Below are 21591 nucleotides of genomic sequence, written 5' to 3'. Positions count from 1 at the left end.
TTCATTTCAAGAAAGTCTTTTTACCAATATACGCTTGATGCTAATATTCTATTAACCTTTAAATACATTCTTACAAAAATAAAACTGAGGCAAATCCTATCCAATAATGATAGATGCCTCAGTAATGATCTCTATACAATAAAAAAGAGACCTACTTTTGAAGTAGGCTCTGGTTGTTGTTTATCCAATGAAATTAAGATGCACCCGCTTCTTCTAGCTCTACCTCTAATTGTCCAAGACGGTAATATTCTGCTAAGACCGCTTCTTGAATTTTATTTCTCGTAGTAGAGTTAATCGGATGAGCGATGTCTCTAAATTCTCCGTCTGGTGTACGTTTGCTAGGCATAGCGACAAATAATCCATTATTTCCATCAATCACTCGAATATCGTGCACAACAAATTCATTATCTAGAGTAATGGATGCAATAGCACGCATTCGCCCATCCGTATTCACCCGACGCAATCTAACGTCTGTAACTTCCACTGTTTTCACCCCTTAGAAAAGACTTAATTATTAGATTTCTACAAAGTTTTTGTTTTTCCTTCTTTTTTTTAAATATTTTTTTATATTTAAACGGAAGATTTACAAAAATTAATTTTAAATGAATTTATTAAATACTTCACAAACAAATATAGGGCAGTGATGCGACATTTCTAATTCAACTGCCCAAAAATACTATTATTCATCCATATTCTTTAAAATTCTATAACAGCTACTGCTTCTATTTCTACTAACACATCTTTCGGTAGTCTAGATACTTCAACACATGATCTTGCGGGCTTATGCCCATCAAAAAATTGCTCATACACTTCATTCATTTTTTGAAAGTCTTCCATATTCTTTAAAAATACGGTCGTTTTTATTACATATTCTTTACTTGAACTGGCCGCTTCTAATACTGCTTGCAAATTACTCAACACTTGCTTTGTTTGTTCTGTAATATCTCCTGTTACTAAATTTCCTTCTTTCGTCAAAGGTATTTGTCCTGATGTAAAGACAAAGTTTTGAATGACCATTCCTTGGGAATAAGGACCAATTGCTGCTGGTGCATTATTAGTCAATACAGGCTTCATAGCTTTCACACCTCTTTACATAATATATTTCCTTCACTAACCACTATCTTTTTTTCTTTCTCATCCACATGGGTCAGCTTTATTATAGAAGTATATTCATTAATTAACCGTTCGTTATAATCCGCCTCAATTAGAACAGCGATACCCGCCAATTCTGCTCGAAACTCCTCTAACAAACTTATCATTCCATTCACTGTCCCGCCAGCTTTCATAAAATCATCGACGATTAACACTTTTGATCCTTCTTTTAAGCTCTTTCTTGCCAACACCATCGACTGAATTTTTTTCGTAGAACCGGACACATAATTAATACTAACTGTCGAACCTTCTGTAATTTTACTATCTCTGCGAACAATCACTACTGGAACATTTAAATATCGAGCAGTTGCATATGCTAAAGTAATCCCTTTCGTCGCTACTGTCATGACAACATCAATATCTTTATCAATGTATTTAGATGCTAAAATTTTACCTACTTCATCCATTAAATGGGGATTACCGATAATATCAGCCATGTATAAATAGCCTCCAGGCAATATTCGATCCGGTTTTTCAATCCATTCGCATAATGTGTGAATACTTGATTGGATATCTTCCGAACGAACATTGACAGAATAAATAACACCGCCAGAAGCTCCAGCTAATGTTTTTAATATACCGATACCTTGTTGATTAAATGTTTCTTTAATTATCGAAATATCCTCGCTAATAGATGACTTTGCTGCTCCATACTTATCAACAAAATAAGTTAAAGGGATTATTTTCCTTGGATTATTCAACAAATAGTTTGTCATGTCTACTAGACGTTCACTTCGTTTCCAATTCATTAAAACGCCTCCTAATACACGAATGTTATTGTATTAATTTTATAATAACGTACGTGTATTAACAAGTTTCCATTTAGTGCATTTTCTAATTTATTATGATAAGTGATTCGTACCGAGTAATCTAACCGCAAATACTTGACGGCAAAATCCCTTTAAACTGTTATAAACACGCTCTTTCCTAGAATCGTGTTGAATTAACGCGAAAACGGTCGGTCCACTACCGCTCATCAATACTCCGTCTGCCCCGAATTTTTCCATATGTTCTTTTATTTGTTTTACCTCTGGGTATTCAGATAAAGTAACATTTTCTAAAACATTATTTAAGTTATTACATATTGCTTGATAATTTTTTTCTTTAATTGCTTGAACCATCAAATTTGTATTCGGATGGCTAATTTCATTTAAATTTAACTTATTATAAACTTCAGTTGTCGAAACACCAATAGGGGGCTTTGCAAGAATTACCCAGCAACTAGGCGGTGTCGGTAATAACTTTATTTTTTCTCCTCTTCCTTTAGCAAGTGCTGTTCCGCCATATACACAAAAACTTACGTCTGACCCAATTTCAGCACCAATCTCCGCTAACTCCTCAATAGAAAGGCTTAAACCCCACAATTTATTTAATCCTCTCAAAGTAGCAGCAGCATCACTACTACCCCCAGCAAGTCCAGCAGCCACTGGAATATTCTTTTCTATAGAAATTTCTACTCCTTTTTCCACTTGGAACTTTTGCTTTAGAAGTTTAGCAGCTTGAAACGCTAAATTCCGCTCATCATCTGGGACATAACGGCTTTGGGAACTTATTCTAATTTCACTTTCTTCGAGCAATGTTAATTCAAGGCGATCCGCTAAATCAATTGTTGTCATCACCATTTCTAATTCATGATAGCCATCATCACGTTTATAGAGTACATCTAAAGATAAGTTGATTTTCGCTGGTGCCTTAACAAAAACTTTCACTTCGTCCACCTACTTTTAGCTGTATATATAATTTTGTCCTATTTTACCATAATATACAGGTTAAAAAGAATAGATAGTATGTTTATTCTAAAATAAAAAAGAGTCTATTCCATCTAAAAGGAATAGACTAAGTAATAATAATTTATTACTCTACACAAAATTTATCCAATAATAAGACAAGCTAATCTTCTCTATGAAGCTTTCAATTCTTGCCTATTTAGTTCACCTTCTGTAGCTGCAACTACTACTGCTGCTGAGGCATCACCTGTTACGTTAACAGAAGTTCTAAACATATCTAAAATTCTGTCCACACCGGCAACTAATGCAAGGGCCTCTAATGGCAAGTTAATGGAAGCCAATACCATTGTTAACATAATAAATCCTGCCCCAGGGACTCCTGCTGTACCGATTGATGCTAATGCACCTGTTAAGATGACCATTAATAGTTGTGTAAATGTTAATTCATAACCTAATACTTGCGCACTAAACAATGTTGCTACACCGAGATATATGGCCGTACCATCCATATTAATAGTAGCTCCTAGCGGTAGAACGAAACTGCTTACATTTTCTGATACTCCTAAATTTTCTTTCGTGTTTTTAATAGTAATCGGTAAGGTACCTGAACTACTACATGTACTGAAAGCTACTAAAGAAGCAGGAAAGATCCCTTTAAAAAACTTCAACGGACTCATTTTCCCTATCGTTTTAACGGTAATGGAATAAACCACAACCGCATGTACAATACACGCAATTGCAACAGCTAAAATTAATTTCATTAATGGCATTAATACATCCATACCGTATTGGGCAACGATTGGCGCAATTAACCCGAAAATACCGAAAGGCGCAACTCGCATAATCCAACCCGTTATCTTATACATAATTTCCGCAAAAGCATCAAAAAAATGAAAGACCGGTTTAGCCTTTTCACCTAGTGCAGTTATGGCAATACCGATGAATAAGGCAAAGAAAATAATTTGTAAAATATTCCCAGTTACTAATGATTCTATTGGATTGGTAGGTACAATATTTAATAATGTTTGAACGAAACCATCTGTTTCAGTAGCTTCTACTGTTTCACCAGCCTTAATCGATAATCCTTCACCTGGGCTGAATAAATATCCAAAACCAAGCCCGACCATTACAGCTACGGCAGTCGTTACTAAGTAATAGACTACTGTTTTTCCACCCATTCTGCCAAGCTTGCCAATATCACCAGTACTAGCAACACCAACAACTAATGTTGATAATATTAAAGGAACAATAATAAACTTAATTAAACGTAAAAATAAGTCCCCAAGCGGTGCAACTACTTCAATACCAGGTATGACAATACCGGCTACAATGGCGAGTACAAAAGCAATTAAAATTTGTGTAAGTAAATTAAATCTCATCCCATTCACCTCTTCTAATAGTTTGTTATAGTATAAAAATATTATTATAAAAAAAATATATAACACTATAATATATGTAATTTTAAAAAATAACAATCACTTTTTACTAATTTAACTATTGAAATAATAATGTTAAATAATGAACAGTTGTTTTATGTTTTAATAATCCCCTGTTATACAACAATATATATTCTTTATAGTAATGTCGATTAGTAAAAATGGCAAGCTTAATTTTTTTTATAAAATAAACGACTGTGCAAATCGTTAATGTTCCATGATAAACTTGATTTTACCCAGTACTTTAAAACCCGTTCTCACAGTAACTAAAAATCTTATTTCTCTCTAAACTAATAAAAACCAATAACATCCAGTGTGTCTTTACTCCCCATTTCCCCTTTGTAGAAGAGGAACAAAAAAAAGGCTGTCCAATGATTGGACAGCCTTGTCTTGCCACAGTGGAGATTGAACTTCACCTAAAGCTACTACTGCTTTTTACTTAATTGTTCTTGTGCAATTTCAATAGCTCTCTTTACCATATTACCAGCATCCTTTGCCCGAATGCCACCCCAGCCTTCTTTTTGCACAACATCGTAAAAACCGAGTTCTTTTGCAAGTTCAACTTTCATTTCTTCAGACATAACTCCTCTTCTGCCCAATGAAACTCCTCCTTTTATCCTGTGACAATGTTAGTTTATACATTATCGTTATAAAGCATGTTTATTAAAAAAAGGAAAAAGGCAAAATAAAAAAGCAGTGGACATTGTTCACTGCTGACTCAAAACCGATCCTTTGTTGTCATCGTAAAATGTAAGTTGTACAGTATTTGTTAAAATATCTGCGTAGCTATAGGAAACACGTTCAAAGGCATTTTCGTCTTGATCTAATTCAACAACAAAAACTGCGGGATATGTTTCAGCTAACACACCAGATCGTTCGATTGTTTTTCTCCGTCCACCATTTGCCTTTAATAATAGACGCTTTCCTAAATTAGAATCAAGCTTTTTTTTGATATCAGACAATTTCGTTGGCATACCTTCTACACCTCACTGTATTTAATATTACCATAAATTCAAGAAATTTGTCAAGGTAAAATAATAAATTATATCAATTTTATTTTTTACTTGTCAATAGTTTTGGCAAACATATTTTGACTTTATTCGACATCCATATTGTTTCCAACTTTTTGTGACTTTATGTATTATTAGATTTTTTAAAATATATTTAATACCTTCCGCTTGTACTATAGGGAAATACCATTTTTTGTAGTTTCCTAAAGGTTACAAGGTAAAAATAAAAAGGACTATTTAAAAAGGGCAGCAATTTGTCACTTTTTAAATAGTCATTATTACGGATGATATGGCATACCCATTCTCAATAATCCTTTTGTTTCAATGCCTCCTAATCCTTTTTCGCCTGTAATTGTATTTCTCAACACATCCCATAAGCGAACACCTTCTGTAAATGGAGTAAAACTCAATTTAGCGACTATATACACTGGATCTAACGCATGAATATTAATTCTCAATGGAGAACTGGCGAAATTGGCACCCGCTTGAATGAGTGACTCAAAATGAGATTGACAGGCACCAGCAAATATTACTAATTGGTCTAAATTAGGATTGGCTTTTCTAACCGATTTTACGGTCTCAACGAAATCTTTTGAATGTCGATATGCTCTTAAATCTTTTTTATCACCTTTATATTTCGAGTAGGCATCATGACCTGTTATTACTAATATATTCGGTCGATACTTTTCTACTAATCCTGGTACTTCTTGCGGCATCTGTTTTTCGTCACAATAAACTCCATATACAGGTACACCAATTTTCTTATATAAGGCTAAACATTTATTTAAATAATTTGGATCCCCATCAACATGAAGGACTCTTCCAGGCATTTGAAACAATGGATATTCATTGTTATATCCAGAGGACTCGAATTCTTGCCTTTCTCTAATTGATTGATAATCTTGTCTAAATAATTTATAAGATTGCTCTTCCAACTGCCGATACGGTTTTAATATTTTATTTCTGCTATTATAATCTAAATGGATTAAATCTTTTACTGGAGCATCAGCTATTAAACGAATATCTTCTCCGTATAATATTGCATAAAGTTCTCCTTTTTCCTCAAAAAAACTAATCACCCGAAATGGGATATCACATTTGTAAGAAAGCCTTCCTACAATATCATTTTTATTGATTTTCACAGCCTTCACTCACATTTCCCACCAGCTTTGCGAATCTATATTTGTTGTTTTTACATTACATATTTAGGCTATGCAAAACGACCCTGCCTGGTGAGAAAAAGTTTACGAATATAATGTAAGTAATTTGTTGCTCAATAAAGCAAACTCCTCAATGCTCAATGTTTCACCGCGTCTTGTTGAGTCAATTCCTGTTTCATGCAAGATAGACACTATGTCTTCCTTTTTTTCTTTTCCTTGTGGGAGGCCATGAATTAAATTATTAATAATGGTTTTTCTTCTTTGAGCAAAACTCGCCTTCGTCACAGTAAAAAAGAAATCCTCGTCAACAACTTCCACAAGCGGTTTTTTTCGTAATGTTAATCTTACTACGACGGAATCCACATTTGGTTGTGGGATAAAAACGGTTTTCGGTACATTCATCACGATTTCTGCAGTAGAATAATATTGAACAGCAATCGATAAGGACCCATAATTTTTTGAACCTGGTTTGGCAATTAACCGATCACCTACTTCTTTCTGCATCATAACGACTAAACTTCTTAATGGCAAATGTTCTTCTAAACATTTCATAATAATAGGGGTAGTTATATAGTATGGCAAATTAGCCACTAGTACCCGGTCTTCCAAATTAGCTAAGTTATCCTCGATTGCTTTCACAACATCAGCTTTCAAAAAATCATGATGTAATATCGTAACATTTTCATAAGGGGAAAGGGTGTCGTTTAATACCGGTAATAGTCGCTGGTCAATTTCAAATGCAATGACCTTTTTTGCTTTCTTTGCTAACTGCTCTGTTAAAGCTCCAATTCCAGGTCCAATCTCAATTACACCCGTCTCTTCTGTTAAATCGGCATAGCTAACGATCTTTTGTAATATATTCGTATCAATGAGAAAATTTTGTCCTAAACTTTTTTTAAAAGAAAAACCGTATTTTTCAAGTATTGCTCGTGTTCTTAATGGTGTTGCTATCTCTTTATTCATTTAATGGATCCTCCTGTAAAATCCTCTCAGCCACCTGCAAAAAAACTTCTCGACTAATTTGAAACATCCGCAAACGCTTTTGTAACTGTTTTCCATTCGTATAGCCAATCTTTAACATTACTCCCAGCTTTTCTCGCCTAATCTTTGCATGTTTATCACCAATTAAGCCGTTTTCCAATAAATCTTCTACCGATATTTGCTCCTCAGGTTCTTCAAACATCGTGTAAGCAGCAGATAAAGCGTTACGTATTGCCTCCACCGATGCATGCTCTACCCCTAGTCCTTTACCGGTCTTTGCAATTGCATCCTGTCTATTTAAAAAAGCATGTTTGCAATTAGGTACTTGCGAACTTATCGTTTTCCTTATTTTTTCCCCTGGATAATCGGGGTCAGTAAATATAATTACACCCCGTTTTTCTGCTGCAAGCTTGATTTGCTCTATTGTTTCTTGGTTAATTGCTGATCCATTTGTTTCAATGGTATCGGCATGAACTGCTCGTTTTATTGCTACTGTATCATCTTTTCCTTCAACAACTATTATTTCCCTTATTTTCATCATATCCTCCAATTCTTGTTTTCGTTACTTGTATATTATAATGAAACTGATATTCTATACGCAAAAAAATGCAGAGGTTTTACCCCTGCATTATTTAATAATTCGTATTTTTACTTTCTTTACTCCCCACCGATATGCTTCTTTTTTCGTTTGAAAAAGCACATCAATTTTCGCTCCTTTAATGCTACCACCTGTGTCCCCTGCAATAGCATAACCATATCCTTCTACCCAAACTTTTGTACCAAGTGGGATGAATTTTGGATCTACGGCAATGATTTTCAGACCAGGTTGCTTTAAATTAATCCCTGTAGCTGAATATCCCGAGCATCCATTACATTGTGGAGTATAGGCTGTTGCTGTAACGTAATATTCTTGTCCTGGTTGCGCTTTTCCCCGTGAAACAGTTTGAATTACTTTCGTTCCAACTGCGACAATTTTATCTGTTGAATTCTTTATTACATTTTCACTTATTAACTTTTTCGATACTACTTTTCCATTTTCTAATATAACTTCATATTTCTTTTGGAGAACACCTTTTTTTCCTTCTTGAACAATTTTTTCATTTCCTTTTAGAATGCTATTGTCCTTTTTTGTAACAACAGCGAAATCAATCGGTTCTTCCACAACATCGGTGACTTTTTCAACTCGGATGACTTTAACATTGGATCCTTTTTTTACGAGAGTGTATAAATCTGGTTCAACTCGATCTAGTTTATTTAATTGGACCCCTTGATGCTTTAAAAAGTCAGCGACAGTCGTCGAAGTTGACCAAACTTCTTTCTTTTTTCCACCATCATTGAATACTAATTTAAAAGCAACATCTAATTTAATTTCTAATCCATCAGTAATTAACGTGTCTTTTGACAATGCTAACTTATCAAACTCATTAACTTCTAAACCTTTTTCTTCAAGAAAATCCCCGACGTTATCCGCGGTAGTCCATACTTCTTCTTTGCTATCATCTATCATCATTACTACCTTCTTCGCGGGTTTCCAAAAAACTTGCATTTGATCTGTTATTTTTTCTTTTGTTTCTGGCTCAATTTGATCATATGGTTTATATTGAATATTTAAGTCTTTTAGTAAATCCCCTACTGTTTGCGCATGTGTTTTCATTTCTTGTTTTTTCCCATCAAGAACAACAGTTATTTCTTTTTTTGTTAACTCAAAAACTAATAAGCTAGCAACTATAGCAAAAACAATCAAACTGCTTATGATGATGGAAAAATGTCGCCTCTTTTTTTGTTCTGTAATTAAGGCTTTAATTTTTGAAAAATTCAAACAAACGCCTCCTTTTCCATGGGAAGATTATATAGAAGAACTAACCATATGTCAAATAAGTGAGTGTAATTGCAAAATTCCCTGTCATTAATTTACTGTTTATGCTACTATTTCCTATAATATTTGTTAAAGGGGAATAAAGTGATTCCCCTGAAAAACTACATTATATTGAATAATTTTTTTGCGTTATTATGCGTTATTTCAGCTATTTCCTCCAATGTCATTTCTTTTAACTCCGCAATTTGTTGGGCAACTAATTTTACATATGCTGGTTCATTTCTTTTTCCTCGATAAGGGTGTGGAGTTAAGTATGGGCAATCTGTTTCAATTAGTATTTTGTCTAATGGAATTTCTTTTGCAACTTCCTTTGGCTTTCTTGCATTTTTAAAAGTAACAGGACCCCCAAAAGAAATATAGAAATTCATATCCATGCATTCTTTTGCTATTTCTATACTGCCGCTAAAACAATGCATAATTCCGCCAACATCGCTCGCATTTTCTTCTTTTAATATTTTTACAACATCTTCTGTTGCTTCTCGATTATGTATTACTATTGGTAATTTGACTTTTTTCGCTAGTTGTATTTGTTTCCTAAATACTTCTTGTTGAATATCCTTTGGAGATTTATCCCAGTAATAATCTAAGCCCATTTCCCCTAACGCGACAATTTTCTGATGTTGACTAAGTTCTTCTATCCATCGTAAATCGTTATCGGTCATGTCTATTGCATCGACTGGATGCCACCCAATGCAACCATAAATATTGTCATATTGATTAATTAATTCCATTGTTTTTTCAATAGTAGGGCGATCAAAACCGACAACAACAATATTCGATACTCCCGCTTCTTTAGCTCTATTTAATACTTCTTCCAAATCTTCACCAAATTGTTCTGCGTTTAAGTGGGCATGGGTATCAAATAACATTGTTCTTCACCTTATTTTACCCTTTCTTCTCTCATAGTTGTGTATTATTTATAGGCTATTAAAAAATACTTATTTTATACTTACTATTTCTCACCAATAAAAATAACATAGAAATGTTGCATTTTTGTAACATTCCTATGTTTTTTTGAAAACAGTTACATTATTTACTCTTTATTTCACTTTCGCTCCTAACGGTAAAGAATCACTGACAGTTGCTAGTGATAATATTCCATCTTTTTCACCTGCTAAAATCATCCCTTGGGAAAGTTCTCCCCGAAGTTTTACAGGTTTTAAATTTACTACACAAATTACTCTTTTTCCTACTAATTCTTCCGGTTTATAGTATGTTGCGATTCCTGATACTACTTGGCGTTTTTCGTATCCTAAATCTAATGTTAATTTTAATAATTTATTAGCCTTTTTTACTGGTTCTGCTTGAATGACTTGTGCCACACGAAGATCGACCTTCATAAAGTCGTCAATGGATATTTCAGGTGCATTTTCCATTTTTTCCTCAACTTTTTCTTGAGCACTCTCTTCTACTTTTGTACCGCCTTGCATTTTCCCTTTTATATATTCCACTTCTTCTTCCACTTTTAAGCGTGGGAAAATCGGATTACCTTTATTAACATTAATTTTACTCTTCAATTGTCCAAATTCTTGTATGCTTTCCCAAGTCTGTAAAGCCTCATCAGCAATATTTAACTGAGCAAATATTTGCTTTGGTGCTTTTGTCATAAATGGCTGTAGCATTACAGCAACACAACGTAATGTTTCTGCTAAATGAGCCATAACATTTGCTAACTCTTCTCGCTTCGAATCATCTTTTGCTAGTTTCCAAGGAGTCGTTTCATCAATATATTTATTTGCTCGGTTAATAATTTGCCAAATGGAAGCTAAAGCAACGGAAAACTCCATTTTTTCCATTTCTTCCTCAAATTTGCCTAGTGACTCATAATAAACATTTACTAACGACTGGTCATATTCCGTATTAGCACCATTATATACTGGAATTTCACTATCAAAGTATTGACCAATCATTGCAATCGTTCGATTTAACAGATTTCCGAGATCGTTAGCTAAATCAAAGTTAATTCTTTCGACAAACCCTTCTGGAGTAAAAACACCGTCCGAGCCAAAAGGTACTTCTCTTAATAAGTAATATCTAAGAGCGTCTAATCCGTAGCGGTCAATTAAAGTGACGGGATCAACGACGTTTCCTTTTGATTTAGACATTTTTCCATCTTTCATTAATAGCCAGCCGTGAGCAAAAACTTTTTTTGGCAATGGTAAGTCAAGAGCCATTAACATAATCGGCCAGTATATCGTATGAAACCTTACAATTTCTTTTCCTACTAAATGAACATCTGCTGGCCAATACTTTTTATATTTACTATCGTCATCTGATCCATACCCTAGAGCTGTTATATAATTTGTTAAGGCATCAATCCACACATAAATCACATGTTTTGGATTGCCTGGAACTTTAATTCCCCAATCAAAAGTCGTCCTTGAGACAGCTAAATCTTCTAACCCTGGTTTAATAAAATTATTGATCATTTCATTTTTTCGCGACTCAGGTTGGATAAATTCAGGATTTTCCTCATAATATTTTAACAAACGATCGACATATTTACTCATTTTAAAGAAATACGATTCCTCTTTCACTTTCTCAACTGGCCTACCGCAATCTGGGCAGTTTCCTTCATTTAATTGCCTTTCAGTAAAAAAGGATTCACAAGGTGTACAATACCAGCCCTCGTACTCATCTAAATAAATATCACCTTGGTCAACTAATTTAGCAAAAATCTTTTCCACTATTTCTTTATGTCGATCTTCTGTAGTACGGATAAAGTCGTTATAGGAAATGTCTAGCTTATCCCATAAATCTTTAATACCACTTACAATATGGTCTACATACTCTTGAGGGGTAACACCTTCTTCCTTCGCCTTTCTTTCAATTTTTTGTCCGTGCTCATCGGTCCCTGTTAAAAACATGACATTATATCCACGCATCCGTTTATAACGGCACATTGCATCTGCTGCCACTGTCGTATATGCATGACCTATATGCAAATTACCACTCGGATAATATATCGGAGTTGTTAAATAAAAAGTTTTTTTCGTTTCCTCCACCTATTTTCTCCTCCTTCATAAAGATGGATAATAAAAAAGCTCTCGGTTTTGCGGCGAGAGTCAAAATAATAGTATAAATACTACATACTAAAAATATCATAACCGCTTATATGAGAAAAATATACATAAAAAACAGAAAAAGTGCAAGGGAAGTAAAGATATCCCGATTTTTAATATTTTGCAATAAAATAGTAAATAATCAAATTATTAGGTTTAAAACCTATTATTCTGGGTATTTATTAATTGACGCATATGGTAAAGCTTGGTATTATAACAGTAGGCGGAAATGTCTAATATTTCTTACAAAGATAAAAAGCTTCCTCGCTAAATAGTATTGGTTTAAAGATTCCTAGGTAAGACCATAATGGATAATAAATTAAAATATTATTATCCGAGGTGGCCCAAAATGAGAGATTTTAACCAAGAATATAGTGTGTTCCAAAAGGCATTAGGTATTGAAGATCCATGGTATGTTATTGATTACGAATTGAACCAAAATGATTATATTCTTGATATTTATTTAGATTTTAGACGTGGTTCTGAATTTGTATGCACTCATTGTGGTCATCCTCAGGCAAAAGTTCATGACATAGTAAATGATGATCGTACGTGGAGGCACCTTAATTTCTGGCAGTATCAAACCATCTTACACGCAAGATTGCCTCGAACAAAATGTAATCTTTGTAATAAGATTCGTACCATTCATGTAGAATGGTCTCGCCCTGGTGCTGGGTTTACATGGTTTTTTGAATCTGAATTAATGCAATTAATGAAAGAAATGCCCGTTGCTACAGTGGCCCGAAAAGTAGGTGAACATGATACTAGGTTGTGGCGTGTCTTTCATTATTATGTTGATAAAGCCATGAAAGAATTGGACTTTTCCAATGTTAAGCGAATAGCCATTGATGAGACATCTAGCCGGCGAGGACATGAATATGTCACTCTGTTTGTAGATATGGATACAAAGCTTGTTTTATTCGCTACAGAAGGAAAAGACGCGAATGTTCTTAAAAAATTTTCTTCCTTCTTAAAGGATCATAATGTTGAGCCTAATAACATTAAAGAAGTCTGTAGTGATATGTCCCCAGCATTCAAAAAGGGTGTCGAAACAGAATTTCCAGAAGCACACATAACCTTTGATAAATTTCATGTCATGAAACTTATGAATGAGGCGCTAGATCAGGTACGACGCAATGAGCAAATTGAACAACCAGGCCTTAAAAAGACACGTTATTTATGGTTAAAAAACCATAAAAATCTAAACACCGAACAACAGGAAAAGATCCTAAAATTAAAGGATACCAATTTAAAAACAGCTAGAGCTTATAGATTGAAGCTTTCGCTTCAAGAAATGTGGACCAAAACTGAACGCTTTGCCACCCTTCATTTTAATGAGTGGTACCAATGGGCCACCCGTTCTCAGTTAGAACCAATAATAAAGGTTGCCCAAACATTAAAGAAACACGAACAAGGGATATTAAGATGGTTCGTTTCAAAAATGACTAATGGTCTACTCGAAGGTATCAATAGTCTAGTTCAAGCTGCAAAGAGAAAAGCTAGGGGCTACAGAACCACAAAGAACTTTATTGCGATGATCTACGCAACAGCTAATAAGTTATTGATTAGTGTAGAACCACATAAGCTAGGGTAGGTCCTTCTCAACTTACAGACCCAGCTCCATTTTACGGGGAGGTTGTCAAGTGCTTTCCTTGACAGCCTCCCCGTAAAATGGAAAACTATCAAAAGTTGAGAAGGAGGCTTACCACTTATTATGGTCCGAGATTCTTTTATACCCACACTAAATAGCGAAGAGCCGATAAAAATATCCATTATTTGAGAGGGGAAATTAAAATGAAATCCACGGGAATCGTAAGGAAGGTTGATGAATTAGGTCGGGTCGTTATTCCAATTGAATTACGGAGAACACTTGGTATTGAGGAAAAGGATGCTTTAGAAATTTACGTCGATGACGATAAAATTATTTTAAAGAAATATAAGCCGAATATGACTTGTCTCATTACAGGTGATGTTTCTGACGATAATTTAGTTGTCGGTAATGGTAGACTAATTTTGAGCCGTGAAGGTGCAGAAATTTTAATCGGCGAAATAAAAAAGGCATTTCAAATTGAAGAAGTATAATGCATGTAAAATTTAGGGCAGCGCAAATACGTTGCCCTTTTTATATGTAAAAAACCATGGAGTGATCATATTCCACGGTTTACTCTTTTACATGATAGCTTTGATACACTTCTCTTTTTCCAATATTACGGTCATGAGCCGTTTGTTTTATCGCCTCTTTAGAAGAAAGACCTTTTTCTATATAATACTCCACATGTTCATTAATAGTTAGTGTATGCCACCACAAAGCTTCACTATCAGCAATATTTTCTTTACACCCCTCAACAATCAAGCAAAACTCACCGCGAATTTCCGCTTCTTCCAGCCAAGTTACTATCTCTTTTAAATCCCCTCTAATATATTCCTCATGCTTTTTTGTCAACTCTCTAGCAAGTACTATTTTCCGGTTTCCAAAACTATCGTATATACTTGTTATTGTCTCTTTTAAACGATGTGGTGCTTCATAAAAAATAATCGTTTCCGGCTTATTTTTCAGAAATTCCAGCTCTTTTTCCCGCTCCTTTTTCTTTCTCGGTAAAAAACCGTAAAAGGAAAAGGGTTGAGGAACTATTCCTGATGCCGTTAGCGCCGTTAAAGCAGCATTTGCTCCTGGTAAGGAGATAACTGGGATATTGTTATTTATTGCCTCCTCTACCAATTCATAACCTGGATCAGATATTCCAGGCATTCCTGCATCACTCACAAGTGCAATGATTTTATTATTAAGCAAATGGTCTATAATATTTTTGCCGCTCACTTGTTTATTATGTTCATGATAACTAATCATGGAAGTGGAAATTTGAAAATGGGTTAATAACTTCCGAGTATTCCGTGTGTCTTCGGCTGCAATTAAATCTGCCTCTTGTAATACTTTAATTGCCCGAAATGTCATATCTTCTAAGTTACCGATAGGGGTAGGTACAATATATAGTATCCCTGTAGTAGTTTGAAAACTTTTTTGGCTTTTCACTGTTCAAGCTCCTTTATTAAAAACTGCTCTTTTTTCTTTCTCGTTAATTGTTTAAATTGATACTCCGCACGCATCGCTTCACTTTTTGTCGGGAAAACCTCACTGTAGATTAACTTTACTGGAGTTTTACTGCGGGTGTATTTTGCGCCCTTCCCGTTATTATGTGCTTCTAACCTTTTTTGTATATCCACCGTATAGCCTCCATAAAAGGTGCCGTCTGCACACTCCAGTACATAGAAATAATATTTATTTTCCTCCATATAATATTTCCTTCACTTCTGTAGTGTATTGATTATTTTCATCATAAACAAATAATGGTGGTTCAATTTTTAAATCTTTTTTGCCATCTTTCATCCCTTCAACCAATATTGTATTAGCATCTTTATCCTTTTTCGGATAAACAAAACGTAATCGCTTCGGTTCAATATTATTAAGTCGCATCGAAGTTATAATATCTAATAAACGACCAGGGCGATGTACAAAGGTTACTTTCCCTCCTGGTTTAACTAACTGACCACTTACTTGAATTGCCTCCTCTAATGTTAAATATAATTCATGACGGGCAATAGCAAATGGCTGTTTCTCATTAATGATTCCTCTATCTGTAACTGGGAAATATGGCGGGTTACATGTCACAACATCAAATTTTTGATACCCCATGAACTTCGGCATTTCTTTTACATCTCCGTGCACAAGTTCAATTTGCTCTTGCAATTCGTTATACTCAATACTTCTTTTACCCATATCATATAATCTCTCTTGAATTTCAACACCAAAGATTTTTGCTTTCGACCTTGTACTTAATAAAAGAGGTACTATCGCATTTCCAGTGCACAAATCTATAATTTTCCCTTTTTGAATCGGTACATATGTAAATTTTGCCAATAGTACTGCATCGAGTGAAAAAGCAAAAACTGATGGGCTTTGAATAATCCTTAAATTTTCAGCCAACAAATAATCCAATCTTTCATCTTCTTTTAATTGCACCATTTTTTTCCTCCGAAATTTCACTACATAAAAGGGCTGTCCGAAAAATGCCTAGTTCAATCCTAAATACAAATTATAGATTAATTTTCTAATCTATTCTTATGTACTTAAGGCGTCTTCTAGGTCTCGTTAACGGACAGCCCCTCATATTATTTGTTTTTATTCAAGAAGGACAAGCAAAACATGCAATCTCCTTCTTTTCTTAGGCTACCAAATTGTAAATTACAAATATGAAACCCTTCATGATATAATCTGGCAAGATTATCGTAACCTTCCCCGATGTCTAATTCAGCCTTTTTTAAATCTTTATTCTTCGTTGTTTTGTTCGATTTTCTTCCGTTATCATCCATATGTTTCCTTAAATGGTCGTTTTCCAGCTTTAATGCATGATTCTCTTCTATAACCTCTGCCAACTTTTGTTTAATTTCACCTAGTTGTTTATATAACTGACCGACTTGTTGCTGCATTGTGCTAACCGTATCAAATAAGTCCTTTTTATCCATTTATTCCACCTCATTAATCAGCGCCTTGAACCGTCGGAATAACACCTTCTTCTATAATTTCATCTATCGTATATTCAATTACCTTTTGTTGTTCTATTAATTCAACTTGAATAATTTTTTCAAGTAAGTTCAACCCGACAACTTTTCCGGTACCGTGAGATGTTTCAATAACATCATCTAAATCTGGTAATAATGCTTTTGCATTTTCATATTCATCATTTTCATACTTCAAACAACACATCAGTCTACCACACAAACCCGATATTTTCGTTGGGTTTAACGATAGATTTTGGTCTTTTGCCATTTTGATTGATACTGGGTCAAAATCACCTAAAAATGTCGAACAACATAATAATCTGCCACAAGGACCAATTCCCCCGAGCATCTTAGCTTCATCTCTTACACCAATTTGGCGCAACTCGATTCTCGTTTTAAAAATTGCCGCCAAATCTTTGACAAGTTCACGAAAGTCCACTCTTCCATCTGCTGTGAAATAAAAAATAACTTTATTGCGGTCAAAAGTATATTCTACGTCTACAAGTTTCATATCTAGTTGATGTTCAACTATTTTAGCCATACAAATATCGTACGCTTCTTTAGCAGCAGCTTTATTTTCATCGACAACTAAACGATCCTTTTCATCTGCTAAACGGAGAACTTTCTTTAGAGGCAATACAATATCCTCTTCATCGACTTGTTTATTTACGATAACTACCTTTCCAAATTCTATACCTCTAATTGTTTCCACAATGACGAAGCTATTTTTTTCTATATGAAGATCATTAGGATCAAAATAATATATTTTACCCGCCTTTTTAAAGCGGACACCAACTACATTATACAAAGGATAACCCCTCCTGCAGCTTAATAATAAGCTGTTCCATTAAAAGTGAACTATTAACATTTGCCTCTAGTCGTTTTTTTGCTTCAAATATAGTCATCATGTTATTAAATAATTCATTTTTTGTAACCTTCAATCCGTATGACTCATAAACCGACTTTTGACTAACAAATATTAATTCGTCATCATTTTCAAGTTGTGTATATAAAATATCTCTATATATAAATAGTAGCATATCTAAACCCATTTCGACCTGTTTTCTATCTTTGAAATGGGCTAACCACTCATTTTGTAAAAATAATAATGTATCCATTAAATTATTACTTGATAACGCTTCATATAATTTTAGCACTAATTTTATCCCTTGTAAAAGCCATTCATCTTCATTTAATTGTAGTGCATCTTCTACATTATTTGTCATATTTGCGAGCAACCTAGCGCGGTCTCCCTCAATACCATTTATTTGCAAATTATGAATAAGTTCTTTCGTTTGTAATGGCTGAAAAGAGAGTTGTTGACATCTTGAAAGAATGGTTGGTAATATTTGGCCAATATTTTCAGTCAGAAGGATAGCGGTTGTATTAGCTGCCGGTTCCTCTAAAAACTTTAATAGGCTGTTTGCAGCACTGCGTGTCATTTTATCCGCGTGAACAATCATATAAAATTTTTTACTTGACTCTACACCTTTTTTTGCAAATTCCTGTTGTAAACTACGGATCTGTTCAATCTTTATACTTAACCCTTCTGGTTCCATAATATGAATGTCGGGATGATTACCGTGATTAATTCTTTTACATTGAATACATTGTTCACAAGGTATATGACCATGTATTAATGACTCACAGAATAACATTTTAGCAAAGTACAGTCCAACTTCTTTTTTGCCAGTTCCTTTTTTTCCCTCAAATAAGTAGGCGTGTGCTACCCTGTTTTTCTCAACTGCTTGTGTTAATATTTTCATTATGACGGGTTGCATTTCCATTAATTGATTTCCTTCATTCAATACCATCTATTTCACCAAATTTCATCCAAATTCCAATTAAGAATATAGGTTAATTAATAAGCCTTTTATTTCACCTAACAAACTTAAAATCCTAATATTATCTGCCTCATCTACTAAAAGCTCATCTGTCATTTGAATAAGCTTATCATCAATCTGGTTAACTATTTTTAAAATACGATTTTGCCCAAATTCATTCCAACTATTGGAACTTTTTAATTGTAGCCCATTATCAACAATTTCCTTTATAAAGCCTTTTATTAAATTTTTATATTTAACTAAGTCGTTGAAATTTCGAGATTTAGCCAGTCGATCCCCAGCCTTTTCTATCTCTGTTAGTATGGCTTGTATTTGTCCTAATTGAAGTTTTTCTGACTGATTTTGGACAATATCACTGAATTTTATATTATTTTGTTTAACTATATTTTCCGGAGTTAGCTGCTTTGGGGGTAATCGAAAATCCCGATTTACTTTCATTCACTATTCCTCCACTACACAAACATTAACAGTTTATTAAATTTTAATATAAAATAATAAATTGTAAAAGGAAAGCAACCGGATACCCGATTGCTTAAATATTAATACTGATGAAATTGTTCAATTGGCAATACGAAAACGGTTGCCCCACCAACTTCGACCTCAACTGGATATGGAATATAAGAATCTGCATTTCCACCCATTGGTGATACTGGAGCAACTAATTGTTCACGTGATTTACAATTATCTTTAATAACCTTTAATGCTTTTTCTACTCTAATGTCTTCCGTTCCAATAATGAATGTTGTATTTCCTGATTTTAAAAACCCACCGGTACTAGCTAATTTTGTAGCTCGAAAATTATTTTCCACTAATGCGTTCATTAATCGATTACTGTCTTGATCTTGTACTACAGCAAAAATAAGTTTCATATGCGTACCTCCGTTCCATCTTTTCTTCATTATATCAATTTTTTACAATATGAAAAAAGGGGTAATCCTTCCCAATTAAAAATATATTTTTTTACCATTCGATACATTAGTTACCTAAGTGTAGTTATTAATCTATTCTTCAGTACCATCATCAGTGAATTACTTTCTACTCTAATTTTATCATACATTTATAAAACCGCTCATAAAACCACCAATTTTAGTATATTTTTTTAAGTGTCATATTGAATTATGTCATGTAAAAAATATATATTTTTATATATTGTACGTTTTCACCAATTTTATAGACTATTTTAATAAAAATTATAGAGGATATAGAAGGGGCTGTAGTCTTAATAAAAATATTAACTTTACTTTATGTTGTAATATGGACTATTTTAACAATATATAAATAAGGACCGAACAAAAATTCCTACTCGTTCGGACCTTCTTTAATTTATGACTAATGAATATTTAATTGTGCATTAATATATTTACAAATTTGATCATGAATTTCTTCTAACGTTTGATTTCCTTCAACGATAAATAAATTTCCATCATATTCATTAAATATTTGCTTGTACTTTTGTTTTACTTTAAATAACTTCTCTTTATTTTCATATACATCCTTAATTGTTCGATGTTGTAACCTTTCTAGTGAAGTTTCTACTGGATTATCAATATATATAACAATATCAGGTTTTGGAAATCGTTTGTTTAAATCATATACTAAATCATGGCCCTCATCTGCTTGATAGGCTAATGATGAAAAATAGTACCTAGTAGATATCACGTGTTTACCTTCCTCTAATAATTTAAAAACCCCATCTATTTCATTATACAGATGATCATGACGGTCTGCTGCAAATAAAAATGCTAACTGCTGATCAAAGTGACGTCTATTATTTGTAAATAATACTCGCTTCTTTAATGCTTCTCTTATCATATGACCAATTGGTCCATTCGAAGGTTCTTCTGTCAGTACTGCATCAATACCAGTTCGCAGAAAATACTTTTGTAATTGTGCTGCCTGTGTTGAAGTACCTGAACCATCAATTCCTTCAAATACAATAAATAAACTCTTCATGCTTTATCCTCCAAACAAAACTATAGCTAGACTACTACCATTATAACCTATTATGAAAGAAAACTAATGTTATTTTAAATAGTTATCTTTGGAGCATAAATCTTTTTCAGTTGCTTTAAATAATATTGATAACTTGGGTCGCTTACGTCTGTATTAATCATCGCCTTCTCACAATCCGAGCAAATAAATGAATGGTATAAATGATATCCAATATTTTTTTCTCCCTCACAAATTATACAAAAATATTTATTGTCCACCTTCATTATATAGCTACCCCCTCTCCCAACCTTTATTATTACCAATAAAGGATAGGAATATACTAATTTATTAAGTATCCATATTTTTATTATATGGGGTACTGTATTTTCGGTGACTAATGACACCATTTTAATGAGGTAGAAATCGAAAGTAGTACGTCATTAACGAAATTGTTAAGGGCAAACCATTTGTAATTAGGTTAAGTGGTAAGAACTTTAAACTAGAAAATTGTTTTAATCAAAGAAACAGATTCAATACTTATATTGTTATCCTATTGGTCACAAGAATTTGCAGCCAAAAGCGGGGATTAGAGGAATTAGTGATTGAAGTAAAAGTTAGTGAAAGGATTTCAAAAGTTAAATGCAATCAAAATTACAAAAATCCTTTTTTAGTTTATATAACAAAAAAACAGCCATCGCTGACTGTTTTTTGATTTGCTTGGCGGCGTCCTACTCTCACAAAGGCAAAGCCTTCACTACCATCGGCGCTGAGAAGCTTAACTTCCGTGTTCGGGATGGGTACGGGTGTGACCTTCTCGCCATTACTGCCAAACAATATTCAGTTGAGAATGAATT

General features: G+C 33.8%; 25 protein-coding genes and 1 rRNA gene. 2 read left to right on the top strand and 24 right to left on the bottom strand.

Annotated elements, in window-relative coordinates; translation table 11 throughout:
* Positions 1 to 193: 193 nt before the first annotated feature.
* The 13 genes from spoVG to metG all read right to left on the bottom strand — a co-directional run bounded on the left by spoVG (position 194) and on the right by metG (position 12347).
* Positions 194 to 484, bottom strand: coding sequence for a septation regulator SpoVG (gene spoVG / locus BN1242_RS00915; protein WP_062350083.1), 291 nt, complete (start codon positions 482 to 484; stop codon positions 194 to 196).
* A gap of 212 nt (positions 485 to 696) precedes the next feature.
* A complete protein-coding gene (locus tag BN1242_RS00910; protein ID WP_062350082.1) occupies positions 697 to 1074 on the bottom strand; it encodes a RidA family protein in 378 nt (125 codons plus the stop codon).
* Between the two features lie 5 nt (positions 1075 to 1079).
* Positions 1080 to 1901, bottom strand: a complete 822-nt coding sequence (gene purR / locus BN1242_RS00905; protein ID WP_062350081.1) for a pur operon repressor — start codon at positions 1899 to 1901, stop codon at positions 1080 to 1082.
* 93 nt (positions 1902 to 1994) lie between these two features.
* A complete protein-coding gene (gene ispE, locus BN1242_RS00900; RefSeq protein WP_062350079.1) occupies positions 1995 to 2861 on the bottom strand; it encodes a 4-(cytidine 5'-diphospho)-2-C-methyl-D-erythritol kinase in 867 nt (288 codons plus the stop codon).
* A gap of 191 nt (positions 2862 to 3052) precedes the next feature.
* Positions 3053 to 4258, bottom strand: a complete 1206-nt coding sequence (locus BN1242_RS00895) for a dicarboxylate/amino acid:cation symporter (RefSeq protein ID WP_062350077.1) — start codon at positions 4256 to 4258, stop codon at positions 3053 to 3055.
* Between the two features lie 482 nt (positions 4259 to 4740).
* On the bottom strand, positions 4741 to 4896 hold the full coding sequence (locus tag BN1242_RS00890) for a small, acid-soluble spore protein, alpha/beta type (RefSeq protein WP_062350138.1): 156 nt from the start codon (positions 4894 to 4896) through the stop codon (positions 4741 to 4743).
* A 126-nt stretch (positions 4897 to 5022) separates the two neighbouring features.
* A complete protein-coding gene (veg, locus tag BN1242_RS00885) occupies positions 5023 to 5289 on the bottom strand; it encodes a biofilm formation stimulator Veg (RefSeq protein ID WP_062350076.1) in 267 nt (88 codons plus the stop codon).
* Between the two features lie 314 nt (positions 5290 to 5603).
* On the bottom strand, positions 5604 to 6467 hold the full coding sequence (gene yabG, locus BN1242_RS00880) for a sporulation peptidase YabG (RefSeq protein WP_062350136.1): 864 nt from the start codon (positions 6465 to 6467) through the stop codon (positions 5604 to 5606).
* 102 nt (positions 6468 to 6569) lie between these two features.
* A complete protein-coding gene (gene rsmA / locus BN1242_RS00875; protein ID WP_062350074.1) occupies positions 6570 to 7448 on the bottom strand; it encodes a 16S rRNA (adenine(1518)-N(6)/adenine(1519)-N(6))-dimethyltransferase RsmA in 879 nt (292 codons plus the stop codon).
* Entirely contained in the window at positions 7441 to 8004 is a 564-nt protein-coding gene (gene rnmV, locus BN1242_RS00870; protein ID WP_203226021.1) for a ribonuclease M5, read from the bottom strand. Before rnmV ends, rsmA begins: the two co-directional genes overlap by 8 nt.
* A 90-nt stretch (positions 8005 to 8094) precedes the next feature.
* Positions 8095 to 9285 carry a G5 and 3D domain-containing protein gene (locus BN1242_RS00865; RefSeq protein ID WP_238985054.1) on the bottom strand — a complete coding sequence of 397 codons (1191 nt, stop codon included), beginning with the start codon at positions 9283 to 9285 and terminating at the stop codon, positions 8095 to 8097.
* Between the two features lie 158 nt (positions 9286 to 9443).
* Positions 9444 to 10211, bottom strand: coding sequence for a TatD family hydrolase (locus BN1242_RS00860; RefSeq protein ID WP_062350070.1), 768 nt, complete (start codon positions 10209 to 10211; stop codon positions 9444 to 9446).
* A gap of 171 nt (positions 10212 to 10382) precedes the next feature.
* On the bottom strand, positions 10383 to 12347 hold the full coding sequence (gene metG, locus BN1242_RS00855; protein ID WP_062350068.1) for a methionine--tRNA ligase: 1965 nt from the start codon (positions 12345 to 12347) through the stop codon (positions 10383 to 10385).
* Between the two features lie 406 nt (positions 12348 to 12753).
* On the opposite strand from metG, the gene BN1242_RS00850 reads away from it, so the two are divergent.
* Positions 12754 to 13998 (top strand): ISL3 family transposase, encoded by a 1245-nt coding sequence (locus BN1242_RS00850; protein ID WP_062350066.1) that lies wholly within the window; start codon positions 12754 to 12756, stop codon positions 13996 to 13998.
* Between the two features lie 194 nt (positions 13999 to 14192).
* Positions 14193 to 14486: an AbrB/MazE/SpoVT family DNA-binding domain-containing protein gene (locus BN1242_RS00845; protein ID WP_203226023.1), complete on the top strand. Its 294-nt coding sequence runs from the start codon at positions 14193 to 14195 to the stop codon at positions 14484 to 14486.
* Positions 14487 to 14565: 79 nt separating this feature from the next.
* On the opposite strand, the gene rsmI is transcribed toward BN1242_RS00845, so the two are convergent.
* The 11 genes from rsmI to rrf form a co-directional block, all read right to left on the bottom strand.
* Positions 14566 to 15435, bottom strand: a complete 870-nt coding sequence (rsmI, locus tag BN1242_RS00840) for a 16S rRNA (cytidine(1402)-2'-O)-methyltransferase (protein ID WP_062350062.1) — start codon at positions 15433 to 15435, stop codon at positions 14566 to 14568.
* Positions 15432 to 15695 carry a GIY-YIG nuclease family protein gene (locus BN1242_RS00835; protein WP_062350061.1) on the bottom strand — a complete coding sequence of 88 codons (264 nt, stop codon included), beginning with the start codon at positions 15693 to 15695 and terminating at the stop codon, positions 15432 to 15434. The genes rsmI and BN1242_RS00835 overlap by 4 nt, the downstream gene beginning before the upstream one ends.
* Entirely contained in the window at positions 15682 to 16425 is a 744-nt protein-coding gene (locus tag BN1242_RS00830) for a tRNA1(Val) (adenine(37)-N6)-methyltransferase (protein ID WP_062350058.1), read from the bottom strand. The genes BN1242_RS00835 and BN1242_RS00830 overlap by 14 nt, the downstream gene beginning before the upstream one ends.
* A 146-nt stretch (positions 16426 to 16571) precedes the next feature.
* Positions 16572 to 16925, bottom strand: a complete 354-nt coding sequence (gene yabA / locus BN1242_RS00825; protein WP_062350056.1) for a DNA replication initiation control protein YabA — start codon at positions 16923 to 16925, stop codon at positions 16572 to 16574.
* Positions 16926 to 16938: 13 nt separating this feature from the next.
* Complete coding sequence (locus tag BN1242_RS00820) at positions 16939 to 17769, bottom strand: PSP1 domain-containing protein (protein WP_062350054.1); 831 nt, start codon at positions 17767 to 17769, stop codon at positions 16939 to 16941.
* Positions 17762 to 18775 carry a DNA polymerase III subunit delta' gene (gene holB, locus BN1242_RS00815; protein ID WP_062350052.1) on the bottom strand — a complete coding sequence of 338 codons (1014 nt, stop codon included), beginning with the start codon at positions 18773 to 18775 and terminating at the stop codon, positions 17762 to 17764. The genes BN1242_RS00820 and holB overlap by 8 nt, the downstream gene beginning before the upstream one ends.
* Before the next feature lie 30 nt (positions 18776 to 18805).
* Entirely contained in the window at positions 18806 to 19243 is a 438-nt protein-coding gene (locus BN1242_RS00810; protein ID WP_062350050.1) for a YaaR family protein, read from the bottom strand.
* A gap of 101 nt (positions 19244 to 19344) precedes the next feature.
* The gene (locus BN1242_RS00805) at positions 19345 to 19674 is read right to left on the bottom strand and encodes a cyclic-di-AMP receptor (protein WP_062350048.1); all 330 of its coding nucleotides are present in this window, start codon (positions 19672 to 19674) and stop codon (positions 19345 to 19347) included.
* 460 nt (positions 19675 to 20134) lie between these two features.
* Positions 20135 to 20758 carry a dTMP kinase gene (gene tmk / locus BN1242_RS00800; protein ID WP_062350046.1) on the bottom strand — a complete coding sequence of 208 codons (624 nt, stop codon included), beginning with the start codon at positions 20756 to 20758 and terminating at the stop codon, positions 20135 to 20137.
* Between the two features lie 74 nt (positions 20759 to 20832).
* Positions 20833 to 21021: a sigma factor G inhibitor Gin gene (locus BN1242_RS00795; protein ID WP_062350044.1), complete on the bottom strand. Its 189-nt coding sequence runs from the start codon at positions 21019 to 21021 to the stop codon at positions 20833 to 20835.
* A gap of 431 nt (positions 21022 to 21452) precedes the next feature.
* Positions 21453 to 21568, bottom strand: a 5S ribosomal RNA gene (gene rrf, locus BN1242_RS00790).
* Between the last annotated feature and the right edge of the window lie 23 nt (positions 21569 to 21591).

Source organism: Bacillus kwashiorkori (assembly GCF_001375515.1).
Taxonomy (GTDB): Bacteria; Bacillota; Bacilli; order Bacillales; family Caldibacillaceae; genus Bacillus_BK; species Bacillus_BK kwashiorkori.
Note: the sequence above shows the minus strand (reverse complement) of the source record. Positions and strands in the feature narration are given on the sequence as shown.

Coding starts and splice junctions, on each gene's coding strand:
- BN1242_RS00830 (WP_062350058.1), bottom strand. CDS start 16,425: ATGGTGCAATTAAAAGAAGATGAAAGATTGGATTATTTGTTGGCTGAA.
- tmk (WP_062350046.1), bottom strand. CDS start 20,758: ATGAAGAGTTTATTTATTGTATTTGAAGGAATTGATGGTTCAGGTACT.
- BN1242_RS00910 (WP_062350082.1), bottom strand. CDS start 1,074: ATGAAGCCTGTATTGACTAATAATGCACCAGCAGCAATTGGTCCTTAT.
- BN1242_RS00795 (WP_062350044.1), bottom strand. CDS start 21,021: ATGAAGGTGGACAATAAATATTTTTGTATAATTTGTGAGGGAGAAAAA.
- rnmV (WP_203226021.1), bottom strand. CDS start 8,004: ATGAAAATAAGGGAAATAATAGTTGTTGAAGGAAAAGATGATACAGTA.
- holB (WP_062350052.1), bottom strand. CDS start 18,775: ATGGTATTGAATGAAGGAAATCAATTAATGGAAATGCAACCCGTCATA.
- BN1242_RS00895 (WP_062350077.1), bottom strand. CDS start 4,258: ATGAGATTTAATTTACTTACACAAATTTTAATTGCTTTTGTACTCGCC.
- BN1242_RS00805 (WP_062350048.1), bottom strand. CDS start 19,674: ATGAAACTTATTTTTGCTGTAGTACAAGATCAAGACAGTAATCGATTA.
- BN1242_RS00835 (WP_062350061.1), bottom strand. CDS start 15,695: ATGGAGGAAAATAAATATTATTTCTATGTACTGGAGTGTGCAGACGGC.
- BN1242_RS00890 (WP_062350138.1), bottom strand. CDS start 4,896: ATGTCTGAAGAAATGAAAGTTGAACTTGCAAAAGAACTCGGTTTTTAC.
- BN1242_RS00860 (WP_062350070.1), bottom strand. CDS start 10,211: ATGTTATTTGATACCCATGCCCACTTAAACGCAGAACAATTTGGTGAA.
- BN1242_RS00850 (WP_062350066.1), top strand. CDS start 12,754: ATGAGAGATTTTAACCAAGAATATAGTGTGTTCCAAAAGGCATTAGGT.
- rsmA (WP_062350074.1), bottom strand. CDS start 7,448: ATGAATAAAGAGATAGCAACACCATTAAGAACACGAGCAATACTTGAA.
- yabA (WP_062350056.1), bottom strand. CDS start 16,925: ATGGATAAAAAGGACTTATTTGATACGGTTAGCACAATGCAGCAACAA.
- purR (WP_062350081.1), bottom strand. CDS start 1,901: ATGAATTGGAAACGAAGTGAACGTCTAGTAGACATGACAAACTATTTG.
- BN1242_RS00810 (WP_062350050.1), bottom strand. CDS start 19,243: ATGAAAGTAAATCGGGATTTTCGATTACCCCCAAAGCAGCTAACTCCG.
- veg (WP_062350076.1), bottom strand. CDS start 5,289: ATGCCAACGAAATTGTCTGATATCAAAAAAAAGCTTGATTCTAATTTA.